Annotated in this window: 11 protein-coding genes and 1 pseudogene; 7 read left to right on the forward strand and 5 right to left on the reverse strand. The window is 35.7% G+C overall.

The features are described from left to right. Positions 1 to 195: 195 nt before the first annotated feature. Both F6U93_RS03335 and hutH read right to left on the reverse strand, forming a co-directional pair. Positions 196 to 501 (reverse strand): GIY-YIG nuclease family protein, encoded by a 306-nt coding sequence (locus tag F6U93_RS03335; RefSeq protein ID WP_150936831.1) that lies wholly within the window; start codon positions 499 to 501, stop codon positions 196 to 198. Positions 502 to 1,393: 892 nt separating this feature from the next. Beyond that, positions 1,394 to 2,884 (reverse strand): histidine ammonia-lyase, encoded by a 1,491-nt coding sequence (hutH, locus tag F6U93_RS03340; protein ID WP_225312536.1) that lies wholly within the window; start codon positions 2,882 to 2,884, stop codon positions 1,394 to 1,396. 226 nt (positions 2,885 to 3,110) lie between these two features. Between hutH and F6U93_RS14800 the strand changes: the two are divergent. From F6U93_RS14800 to F6U93_RS03355, 4 genes and pseudogenes are all read left to right on the forward strand, one after another. After that, positions 3,111 to 3,467: pseudogene (locus tag F6U93_RS14800) on the forward strand (LysR family transcriptional regulator). Further along, entirely contained in the window at positions 3,452 to 3,832 is a 381-nt protein-coding gene (locus tag F6U93_RS14805; protein ID WP_262713933.1) for a LysR substrate-binding domain-containing protein, read from the forward strand. Before F6U93_RS14800 ends, F6U93_RS14805 begins: the two are co-directional and overlap by 16 nt. A 307-nt stretch (positions 3,833 to 4,139) precedes the next feature. Continuing rightward, complete coding sequence (locus F6U93_RS03350) at positions 4,140 to 5,939, forward strand: DEAD/DEAH box helicase (RefSeq protein ID WP_150936835.1); 1,800 nt, start codon at positions 4,140 to 4,142, stop codon at positions 5,937 to 5,939. Positions 5,940 to 6,111: 172 nt separating this feature from the next. Next, the gene (locus tag F6U93_RS03355; protein WP_150936837.1) at positions 6,112 to 6,906 is read left to right on the forward strand and encodes a carboxypeptidase-like regulatory domain-containing protein; all 795 of its coding nucleotides are present in this window, start codon (positions 6,112 to 6,114) and stop codon (positions 6,904 to 6,906) included. Between the two features lie 259 nt (positions 6,907 to 7,165). On the opposite strand, the gene F6U93_RS03360 is transcribed toward F6U93_RS03355, so the two are convergent. Then, complete coding sequence (locus F6U93_RS03360) at positions 7,166 to 7,822, reverse strand: TrmH family RNA methyltransferase (protein ID WP_150936839.1); 657 nt, start codon at positions 7,820 to 7,822, stop codon at positions 7,166 to 7,168. A 182-nt stretch (positions 7,823 to 8,004) separates the two neighbouring features. Between F6U93_RS03360 and F6U93_RS03365 the strand changes: the two genes are divergently transcribed. The 3 genes from F6U93_RS03365 (at position 8,005) to F6U93_RS03375 (ending at position 10,354) form a co-directional block, all read left to right on the forward strand. Then, positions 8,005 to 9,123 carry a tetratricopeptide repeat protein gene (locus tag F6U93_RS03365; RefSeq protein ID WP_150936841.1) on the forward strand — a complete coding sequence of 373 codons (1,119 nt, stop codon included), beginning with the start codon at positions 8,005 to 8,007 and terminating at the stop codon, positions 9,121 to 9,123. A gap of 81 nt (positions 9,124 to 9,204) precedes the next feature. Next, positions 9,205 to 9,885, forward strand: coding sequence for an SIR2 family NAD-dependent protein deacylase (locus tag F6U93_RS03370; protein WP_150936843.1), 681 nt, complete (start codon positions 9,205 to 9,207; stop codon positions 9,883 to 9,885). A 61-nt stretch (positions 9,886 to 9,946) separates the two neighbouring features. Next, positions 9,947 to 10,354: a hypothetical protein gene (locus tag F6U93_RS03375; protein WP_150936845.1), complete on the forward strand. Its 408-nt coding sequence runs from the start codon at positions 9,947 to 9,949 to the stop codon at positions 10,352 to 10,354. Positions 10,355 to 10,365: 11 nt separating this feature from the next. Here the strand turns inward: F6U93_RS03375 and F6U93_RS03380 are convergent, their stop codons facing one another. Continuing rightward, on the reverse strand, positions 10,366 to 11,601 hold the full coding sequence (locus tag F6U93_RS03380; RefSeq protein WP_150936846.1) for a glycosyltransferase: 1,236 nt from the start codon (positions 11,599 to 11,601) through the stop codon (positions 10,366 to 10,368). Between the two features lie 40 nt (positions 11,602 to 11,641). Then, entirely contained in the window at positions 11,642 to 12,106 is a 465-nt protein-coding gene (locus tag F6U93_RS03385) for a heme-binding domain-containing protein (RefSeq protein WP_150936847.1), read from the reverse strand. Positions 12,107 to 12,117 lie beyond the last annotated feature (11 nt).

A 12,117-nucleotide genomic window follows, 5' to 3' on the forward strand; every position in this document is an offset into this window, starting at 1 on the left:
ATTGATGTTTTCAACGGTCTTCGAGCGGAGTCGAGAAGTGTAATTATATTTATAAACGCATACGCTATTTCTTTTAATTGAATTTCAAATTTAAACAATATGAAGTTCTTTTTTCTGATGTATTTTGTTCTCGACTCCGCTCGAACACCGGTTTAATTGATGTTTTCAACGGTCTTCGAACGGAGTCGAGAACTCTTACTCTTTGTTCCTGAAATTAGTATCATTCTTGCACTCTGATAACTCAGGCAATAATTCCCATTGATTTTCAATAAGAGCTCTTTTCTTTGCTTGAGACCATTTTTGAATCTTCTTTTCATATAAGAAAGCATCGGCAATATTCATAAAGTATTGTTGAAAAACCAACCTTATAGGCATTCTAGTTTTTGTATAGTTCGCTCCAACTCCAGATTGATGTTGATTTAATCTAACTTCTAAGTTTTTTGTACTACCAGTATAATATGTTCCATCTGCACATTCTAAAATATATAGATATCCTACCATTTGTTAAAGTATTTTTTATTGAAAATTGTTCTCGACTCCGCTCGAACACCAGTTCAATTGATGTTTTCAACGGTCTTCGAGCGGAGTCGAGAAGTGTGGTTATAACTATAAACGCATGCGTTATTTCTTTTAATTGAATTTCAAATTTAAACTACATGAAGTTCTTTTTTTTTGTCATATTTTGTTCTCGACTCCGCTCGAACACCGGTTTAATTGATCTTTTCAACGGTCTTCGAGCGGAGTCGAGAAGTGTGATTATATTTATAAACACATACGTTATTTCTTTTATTTGAATATCAAATTTATACAAAATGAAGCTCTTTTTTTTGTCTTATTTTGTTCTCGACTCCGCTCGAACACCGGTTCAATTGATATTTTCAACGGTTTTCGAGCGGAGTCGAGAACTCTTACTCTTTGTTCCTGAAATTAGTATCATTCTTGCACTCTGATAACTCAGGCAATAATTCCCATTGATTTTCAATAAGAGCTCTTTTCTTTGCTTGAGACCATTTTTGAATCTTCTTTTCATATATATAAAGTTTACGAAAGAAGTGATCTACTAGCTTTTCTGCATCTTAAAAACGAGATCTCAAGTCTCACAGAACTGTTCGAAATAATAATAGTAGAAAAGAGAGGGGATTGTCATGAAAAACGAGATCGCAGTCTCAATACACAAAATAACCTTAATCCTCTCTTTTTATTCTTTCTGTTTTGATACTTAATTTATAACTTATATTTGATAAAGATAACTTAAGATACAAAACGACCTGATGCATCCGTGTCACGGTGTTCGAGTGGAGTCGAGAACATAATTCCTTTACTTTCAACTTTACTTCTCGACTCCGCTCGAAGACCATTAATATTAACTTTTAATTGATTCTTAAGCCCCACTTTACCTTAAATTAAACGCCTGCGTTTTCACTAAGTGTATCATGTTATCTATATCATGTTTTAAAAGTCTATCGCTCTCTAATTTCGGAACTTTTTCGCGAATAATACGATGATTGTCTTCAATAATATCTGAAAAGGTATTAGGCCTTCTAAACTCTAGGGCTTGTGCGCCGTACATGAGTTCGATGGCCAGAATTTTTTCTAAATTCCCTAAAATCTGATTGAATTTACGTCCGGAAATGCTACCCATAGACACGTGGTCTTCCTGCCCCAATGAGGTTGGAATACTATCTGCGGAAGGCGGAAAGCAAAGCGATTTATTCTCTGTAACTAAAGCGGCTGTGGTGTATTGCGGAATCATAAATCCGGAATTTAATCCGCCGCCCGTGGTTAATAAGCGGGGCAAGCCAAATTTACCTTCAATTAAAAGGTAGCAACGTCGGTCTGAAATATTGCCCAATTCCGCGGAAGCGATAGACGCATAATCTAATGCCATGGCTAAAGGTTGTCCGTGAAAATTCCCTCCTGAAATCGCCTCGGTATCACTTAAAACAATTGGGTTATCGGTAACCGAATTCATTTCAATTTCTGCCAATTCTAACACGTGGTAATAGGCGTTTCTTGATGCGCCATGAACTTGCGGAATACAACGCATCGAGTACGGATCTTGCACACGCTCGCAGTTTTCATGCGAATTCACATTCTGAGATGAATACAACAACATGCTCATGCGTTCGGCCACTTCTATATTCCCTTTAAACGGGCGAATTTTATGCAATTCATCTCGAAAAGGTTGCGAACTACCTTGGTAACCTTCAATACTCATGGCGCCACAAACATCGGCGAGATCTAATAAGTACTCCATTTTTTTTAAACCAACAATGGCATGAGCTAATATAAATTGTGTACCATTTATTAAGCCCAATCCTTCCTTAGCTTGAAGCGCCATGGGTTTTAGATTATGCTGATTTAAACCAACTTTGGCATGTTGCATACCATCACCAACCCAAAATTCGCCTTCACCCAAAAGCGGTAAAAACAAGTGAGATAGCGGCGCCAAATCACCTGAAGCACCAACCGAACCTTGCTCTGGAACAACGGGTAATAAATCATTTTCAATAAAGTATAAAATACGTTCAATCAATTCTAAACGTACACCTGAATAACCATGACTTAAAGCATGCACTTTACAAATCATCATGATTTTAGACAAGTTTTTATCTATAGGATTCCCCACACCAACAGCATGAGTAATCAGTAAATTTTCTTGGAGTTTATTGGTTTCTTCAGGGGTGATTTGCACATCACATAAGGGCCCGAAACCCGTATTTATACCATATACCGCCTTGTTGGAATTTGCCATTTTCTCAACTTTTTCACGACAAACTTGTATTTGTTCTACCGCGGCATCACTTAAACTTGCTTTTAAAGTCCCGTTGGCTATGGCCAAGACTTTATCTACTGTTAGGGTGTCAATTCCGTATTTAAACATGATATATTTTTAGGTATTAATTTACGACTTATTTAAAAAACGAGCATCACAAAACCGCCCAAATCACTGATATAAAAACCATTACACACAAAGTAAAGTTTTAATAAAACCAGGAAAAATGAGGTTTCATGGTACTACCTTCAAAATCATCTATAAATTTGATACCAAATAATACAAATATTCTAACATATTAATAATTATGAGTTATCAAATAGAATATAGACATATGAAGTATTTTTTAGCTGTTGCTGAAGAATTACACTTTAGAAAGGCTGCGGAAACACTATTTATTTCACAACCTGGATTGAACCGTTAGATAAAAGCCATGGAACAAGCTTTAGGCATTAAACTATTTGATAGGAACAACCGTCAAGTACAACTCACCCATGCCGGTAGTTATTTAAAATTGGAATTGACCAAAAACTTGAAGCAGCTAGATACCATACTAAACCATGCCAAGCATATTGAAGAAGGCAAAGATGGTGAAGTTCACCTTGGTTATGTGGGGTCTGCCATGCAACATATTATCCCAGAATTATTAGAAAATTCACCAAAAACCACCCTAAAGTGCTATTTAGTTTAAAGGAAATGGGCAATAACAAGCAAATTGAAGCGCTCCTATCTGAAGATATTGATATTGGGTTTGTACGCTTTGAAGGTATTCCAAGAGGTTTAGAAAGTTCGCTCATTTTAAAAGAACCTTTTTGCTTGGTTCTTCCCAAGGCACACCCCATATGTGCTTCAAATTTTGAAAATATGGCGCAGCTAAAAAATGAAGCTTTCATACTTTTTGATCCTGAATACAGTGCTTCTTATTACGAGAAGGTGATGGGTGTTTTTGATTACATTGGTTTCACCCCGATAGTGTCTCATAACACCATTCACGCTAATTCTATTTATAAATTGGTAGAAAAAACTTTGGGATTTCTATCGTGCCTAAAACTTTAGCCAATTCAAACCACTCAAAAATCAAATTTATAACCTTAGACAAGCTTCCGCAAAGCACCTCGCTTTCAGCCGTTTGAAAAAAAGATAATAGCAACCCGATTTTAACCAAAATACGCGACTTAATTCATAAGGAAATCACAAATTAGTTCTATTGATAAATAAAAGACTATCTTTGCCGCTTGAAACTCAGAAAAATGAGTTTAAATTCCTCAGAGTGAGGATGTGTTACTAGAAGTTTAAGGTTAAGTATGTCGATTCGCTTCTTATGTAACACCACATAAAACAATCGAATACTTATATTTTAAGAATGAGCACATTCCAAGAATTAGGTCTTAATGACGACCTATTAAATGCAATTACAGATTTAGGATTTACAGAACCAAGTGAGGTTCAAGCCAAAGCCATCCCAATTTTATTAAATTCTGAAACCGATTTAGTGGCTTTAGCCCAAACCGGAACTGGAAAAACTGCAGCATTCGGTTTTCCAATGCTAGAAAAAATTGATGTAAGCAGCAGAACCACTCAAGGTTTAATCTTATCGCCAACACGTGAGCTTTGTTTACAAATTACCAACGAAATGAAAGCCTATGGTAAATACTGTAAAGGACTTAATGTTGTTGCGGTTTACGGTGGATCTAGTATTACTGACCAAGCCAGAGACATTAAACGTGGGGCACAAATTATTGTAGCAACACCGGGTAGAATGAAAGATATGATTAGCCGTCGCATGGTTGATATTTCTAAAATTCAATATTCCGTGTTAGATGAAGCCGATGAAATGCTAAACATGGGTTTCAAAGAAGATATCACTGATATTTTATCACACACCCCAAAAGATAAAAGCACATGGTTATTTTCTGCAACTATGCCTCGTGAAGTGGCGGCTATTGCCAAAAACTTCATGCATAATCCGCAAGAAATTACCGTTGGTAATAAAAATGAAAGTACGAGTAACGTTTCTCACGAATACTATTTAGTTAACGCTAGAGACCGTTACCAAGCCCTAAGACGTTTAGCGGATGCAAACCCAGATATTTTCTCTGTGGTTTTCTGTAGAACAAAACGCGATACTCAAAAAGTAGCCGAAAACCTGATTGAAGATGGTTACAACGCAGGAGCATTACACGGTGATTTAAGTCAGAACCAACGTGATTTGGTAATGAATGCCTTCCGTAAAAATCAAATTCAAATGCTTGTGGCTACCGATGTGGCTGCTCGTGGTATTGATGTTGATGATGTGACTCACGTAATTAACTACCAATTACCAGATGAAATTGAAACCTATACCCACCGTTCTGGTCGTACCGGTCGTGCTGGTAAAACAGGGGTTTCTATGGTGATTGTTTCTAAAAGTGAGGTGCGCAAAATTAAAAGCATTGAGCGTATTATTAAACGTCAGTTTGATAAAAAAGAAATTCCAGATGGTATGGAAATTTGCGAAGTACAATTAATGTCTTTAGCAAACAAAATTCACAATACTGAGATTAACCCAGAAATTGAAAAATATCTTATAGATATCAATGAAAAATTTGAAGACACTTCAAAAGAGGAATTAATTAAAAAATTCTTCTCTGTCGAGTTTACACGTTTCTTCAACCATTACCAAAAATCTAAAAACTTAAATGTTGCTGAAGGTAGCCAGGACCGTGAAGGCGGACGTGATTTTAAACGTGGTGGCAACGATTCAACCAGATACTTTATTAACGTAGGTTCTAAAGATGGTTTCGACTGGATGAAATTGAAAGATTTCTTAAAGGAACAATTGGAATTAGGTAGAGACGATGTCTTTAAAGTTGAAGTGAAAGATAGTTTCTCTTTCTTTAATACGGAAAACGAAACCAAAGAAAAAGTATTAGCATTCTTTACAGACTTTAAACATGAAGGTCGTTTTGTAAATGTTGAAGTTTCTGAAAACCGTGGTGGCGGAAGGCGTAACGACCGTCGAGGAGGCGGTGGCGGAAAACGTCGTGACGGCGGAAGACGTGATGATAGAAAAGGTAGTTCAGGAAACCGCAGTGAACGCCGTCGTAGTGACAGCTCATCAAAACCAAGACGTTCAGATTCTGGTGGCGGTAACTTCTCAAGACCAAGACGCTCAAGAAGATAATAATTTATAAACAAAAACCTCGACTATTTAAATCGGGGTTTTTGCTTTAAATACTGCTATTTCGTACCTTTATAGTCATACCTTATTGTTAATTTTTAGTCAAAATAAAACGATAAATATTTTTCAAACATTTAGTTTATTACTTTTATCCCCTAATCAACGTTAAGTTTTTATGAAACGCTATCTTATTTTATTAACTGTACTACTCATATCTGCCGTAGGCTTCGCTCAAGAAGAGGAAGATACCATCGTGGCTGATAAAGTTTATGGTGTGGTTATAAATGCGTCAAACGATGCAAAATTAGAGAGCGTAAACATTGTAAACTTAAACCAGGTAAAAGGTACCATAACCAATGCTGATGGTGAATTTGCCATTTCTGCAAAAGTTAACGACACGCTTCACTTTTCATATTTAGGGTTTAAATCCATAAAAGTTCGTGTAACAAATGACTGGTTGAAATTTGGTAGTTCAGAAATTGAATTAACAGAATTAGCCTTAGCCCTTGAAGAAGTGGTTGTAAATCAACTCAGACTTACCGGCTATTTAGAAGTAGATATCAAACAAGTTCCGGCTATGAACGATAATTACCGTTATCAAATTTCTGGATTGGAAGGTACCGGTTATGAAGCCAGTAAAGAATCTGCTTTAACTAAAGTGGTAGGCTCCCTTTTTAACCCCGCCGATTTCTTACATCGTATGTTTGGAAAGAATCCAAACGAGCTCAAAAAGCTTAAAAAAATGAAAGAAGACGACGAGATTAGAAACCTCCTTGCTTCGCGTTTTGATAGAGAAATGCTGACTGTTTTACTTCAAGTTGACCGTGTGGACTTAGACGAAATTGTAAGTCAGTGCAACTACTCCCAAGGTTTTATTCAATCGGCTAACGACCTTCAAATTCTTGATGCTATTAGCGAATGCTACGAAGAATACAAGCTTTTAAGTCGCGGTAGGAATCGTAAGATTTAGTCACTCGGTTATTGGTTTTTAGTTGCTAGTTATTGGCATATAGCCTAAACCGTCAAGCAACGAAATGTCTCACTGAGCCTGTGGGAGCACTTTTCGTTTGTAAGTAATTATAAAAAGGCTTCGACAAGCTCTGCCTGACGCAGCAGATACTTCCAACTTATATACAAATTATGAACATGACGTCACCCTGAGCGTGTCGAAGGGTTTTCATCATGATGTAGCGCCCTCCTATAATCACTTCAAAAGAGATATACCTATGCTACTTCTTTGAATAAAAACGACTCACTACATCTTCATAGCTCTTAATCGTTTTTTTACACCAATCTAGGCGTTTTTCGTTGATTTCATTTTCAGAAAGTTGCCAAGCAATGTCACTTTGCCTCAATTTAGTCGTAACATGTTGCAAAATAATCGCTGCTGAAACCGATATATTCAAACTTTCAGTAAAACCAACCATAGGGATTTTCAAATAACAATCGGCTTCATCTAAAACCGTCTGTGATAAACCTTCTGTTTCTCTTCCGAAGAAAAAACACGACTTCTTACTAATATCAAAATCATGTAATTCGCAATCATTGGTATGTGGTGTGGTAGCCACAATTTGATATCCCTTGGCTTTCACATCGGCAATACAGCTTTTTACATCTTGATAACGATTCAAATCCACCCACTTTTGGGCACCCATGGCAATTTCCCGATCTATACGTTTGCTATTACGTTCTTCAACAATATTTATTTCCTGAATACCAAAAACATCACAACTACGCATCACGGCACTGGTATTATGGAGCTGATACACGTCTTCAGTAGCGACTGTAAAATGTTTCGTTCTATTGGGTAAAACCGTATCAAAGCGGTGCTTTCTGTTTTCAGTAAGATAATATTCTAGGTGTTCTAGGAGTTTTAAATCAATCATGGTTCAAAATTAAGAAAGTTAATTTGTAATACAGAGTTATCGAATCTTAGATTACAATTAAGCGTTTAAACACAAGACGCTTATTAAAAATTCATTTTAGTATTAATTAATAGAAACGTAATAGACTTTATATAATTCTTTTGAATTTAGTATTAAAATGTATTTTTGAGAAAAAATAATACATGATTAAAGTAATTATTGGCGGTTTATTAATTTTAAACTCACTTTTAGGTTTTTCTCAACGTGGAAAACTTTATATGGGATATCCAACTGAATCATATTATAAAAATGGAAATCTAAGAGTATTACGCAGTTTTAAAGAAGGTCAAATATTAGGTTATAAAACCTTTTACAAAAATGGCAGCATACGATCTAACTACGTTTTTAACTCCAAAGGCTACCACGACAGCATAGCTAATTTTTATTATCCGAATGGAAACATTAAAACGGAATGGAAATACAAAAAAGATGTTGTAAAAAAAAGGATTGATTATACCTTAGAAGGAAAAGTCATTAAAGGCAAAAAAGACTATAACAAAATAAAAAAATGTAATGATTTTCTACCTTATGGTCCCGATAATTTAAGATGGGCATATAATAGAGCAAAGTTAAATTCAAAACTAGGTTTTCATGATGAAGCCTTAGAAGATTTTAATTATATTTTATCTAAGGTAAAAGAAGAATGGATAAAACAGTCTCCCTTAAGAACCATGTACCATACTATGGCAATTGACTATGCCGCTACTGAAGATTATGAAAATGCATTAATTTATAATTATAAAGCATTAGGCATAGAATATAATAACCAAGCAGTTTTAAACAATTTAGGCAGTTTATTATTACGTGTGAAAGATTATGACTTGGCTTTGAAATTTTTGGATGAATGTCATAGAATAAACCCTGAAAATTATCATGCTTTTTTTAATAAATCAAAACTTTACCTAGAAACAGGAAACTACCAAAAGGCCTTAGATTTTATAGAAAAAACAATTGCAGATGAAAGAAGTCATAAATTAAGCGAAAAGCACATATCTGAAGAGAAAACCATATGGGTTACAAGAGGCGAATTATACTATATATTAGGACGGCCTGATGAAGCTATTAAAGACCTACAAAAAGCCCTAGTTGAAAACCCGGCAAACTCCTATGCTTACCGTTGTCTCTCATTAATCTACAAAAGCAAAGGCGACCATATCAAGGCCTGCGATGCCTTGTCTAAAGCGGAAGAATATAAATATGATAAAATTTATAACACGAACGAGGTAGAACAACTCAAAAACGACTTTTGTTTAGCAAACTAATGAGGAGCTAAACTTTATTAGGCTTTAGAACTTATTACTAAGCACCAACTTTATCTTACTATAAAAAATTATCTTTATAAAATGAAGCATTTAGTTGTACTTACAGGTGCCGGTATGAGTGCCGAAAGCGGCATCAATACCTTTAGAGACGCCGATGGTTTGTGGGAAGGTCATGACGTCATGGAAGTCGCCACGCCAGAGGGTTTTGCTGCCAATCCGGAACTGGTTTTAGACTTTTACAACCAACGCCGTAAGCAACTCTTTGAAGTAGAACCCAATCAAGCGCACTTTGATTTAGCTGCATTAGAAAAAAACTTCAAAGTTAGTATCATTACCCAAAATGTAGATGATTTACATGAACGTGCAGGTAGTAGTAATGTGATTCACTTACACGGCGAACTACGTAAAGTAAAAAGCACACTTGACGACAATGATATTCTGCCTTGGGATACCGAATTAATTCTCGGTGACCTTTGTAAAAACGGACATCAATTGCGTCCGCATATTGTATGGTTTGGTGAAGCCGTTCCTATGATAGAACAGGCCATAGCCATATGTGAAACTGCTGATATTTTAATGATTATTGGCACCTCTATGCAAGTTTACCCCGCCGCAGGCCTTAAAGATTATGTACCAGAAAACACACCAACATACTTTATCGACCCTAAGCCTAATATAAGTAGTAAAAACAATCTCACGGTTATTGCAAAACCAGCAACAATTGGTGTAAAGGAAGTCTTTGATATTTTAAATAAAAATTGAACTCAAAAAAAGAGGTATGGTTTATGCCTTAAATTAAATAATAATTTAAATTTTATAAAACATGAAAAAAATAAGCACATTAATTCTAGGAGTACTTATGCTTTTCTCTTGTGGAAACGCTAACAAAAACAAAAACGACAAAACTCAAGAAATGGTTGGTAACGATAAAGACAAACATGGCTGTATAGCTTCTGCTGGTTACACATGGAGCGAAATTAATCAAGATTGTATTCGCGTTTTTGAAATAGGGGAACGTTTAAATGCTGTTGAAGAAAACGAAACAAACAGTGTTTTCGTTATTTTTAATGATGAAGACTCTAAACTAGAATTGTTCTTCCTTCCAGAATCCAATGCATCTAAAATTCTACCGATCATGGAAGACGGTAAATATGGGTCTGAGAATTATATTTTTGATAAAAATGAGGGGACTTTAGCAATAGATGGTGCTGTAAAGTATAAACGACTTTAATTACAAATTAATTAATTCTTATTCTTTTCCTCAATCCACCTACTCATAAACTTAGTACTTTGCATCGTGTGGTGCTGTAACATTTGCCCGGTGAAATTATTAAGGCGTCTTTCTTGAAGGTTTAAAAAGGTATCTCCTAACACACTTAAAAACTGTTTTTGAAATTCAGCTTTATTAAAACGCGCGTTTATAACAGGAAATCCGTTTTGTTGTTTATCAATCCATAGTGATTCATTTTGATAGAGTTGCATTGCATTATTGACAACTAATTCAGGGTCATCTTCTATAAATCCGTTAGGCTCAAAATCACCAAACATGCCTTCCGCAGCAATGCTTGACATTACGCATGGTGTTCCGTTTTGCATCGCATCAACCAATTTGCCTTTTAAGCCCGCCCCGAAACGCACAGGCACCAAACATACTTTCGCTTTTTGCATCACGGCATTCACATCTTCCGCAAAACCTTTTATAAAAAAACCTTGTTTTTCATTATGGAGTGGGGTGACTTTTTGAGTGGCGTAAGCGCCGTAAACATGTAATTCGGCTTTAGGTAATTGTTTTTTTATTCGCGGCCAGATGGTTTCTTTTAAATATAAAACGCCGTTGTAATTGGGTTCATGAAGAAAATTTCCGATGGTAATAAAATGTTCTCTTGATTCAAATTTTGGTAATTCTTGTATCGCTTCCGCGGAAATACCTTCCAACATAAATGGTAAATACATTAATAGAGCTGTATCCACCTTAAACTGATTATGAAGAATATTCATTTCAGCTTCCGAAATTATCAAGCTCAAATCACATCTATAAATACTAGCAATTTCACGCTTGGCCACATCATTAAACAGATCACTTTTTTCAAAAGATTTTCCACCTTTAAAAGCTTGCTGTCTGCCTTTTCGTAAACAGTGTAAATCTTCTGTATCTAGAATTTTAATAGCATTCGGGCAATGTTCTGAAACCCGCCAGCCAAATTGTTCTTCCATCATAAAACGGTCAAACAGCACCACACTCGGGTTTATTTCTGAAATAAAGACATCAAAGCTTTCATTATTGAGTTCAATGGCCACCTGCGTAATGCCTATAGTTTCTAAATCAAAGGCATTATCACTTTTAGCACAAGGACTGGCAAACGTGATGTTATAATCATCAGATTGAAAAGTTTCAATAAGCTGCATCATTCTGCTACCAGCAGCCGAACTTTTCGGTTCTGGCCATACAAAACCAATAATTAGTAAATTTTTGTTCATTGGAACAGGCTAAAAACCCAAATAAGATATAAATAAAGAATTATTCAACTGGTAATTGCAAAGCATAACCGGCACGCACAATCTTCGCCCATTCTATAACAGACTGAATTTGTTCATCGCTAAGATTCGCTTCAGTGTGTGTCCAGGTATAAGAATTTAACGGCATTTCTTTTTCTTCAATCATTTCGATAAGTTCATCAAATTTATGGTCTTTTCTTTTCACCGAATTATCTATCCAGTTAGAAAAATTAAGATGTTTTTTTCCGTCGTTAACATGGCTCGCTAACCAATAATTTACAGGCGTAATCTTATCGTACCATGGGTAACGCGTCACATCACTGTGGCAATCGTAGCAAGTTTCTTCTAAAATACGCTTCACATCTTCTGGCGGATTGGTTTCTGCCACAAAAGGTTCAACCGACTGTAAATTCCCTTCATTTCGTTCTGGTCCGAAAAACTGAGCAATGACAAACAAAACGAGTAATACTAAAAATACTTTTTTCATTATCTTGAATA

The organism is Pseudotamlana haliotis, from assembly GCF_008806375.1.
Taxonomy (GTDB): domain Bacteria; phylum Bacteroidota; class Bacteroidia; order Flavobacteriales; family Flavobacteriaceae; genus Pseudotamlana; species Pseudotamlana haliotis.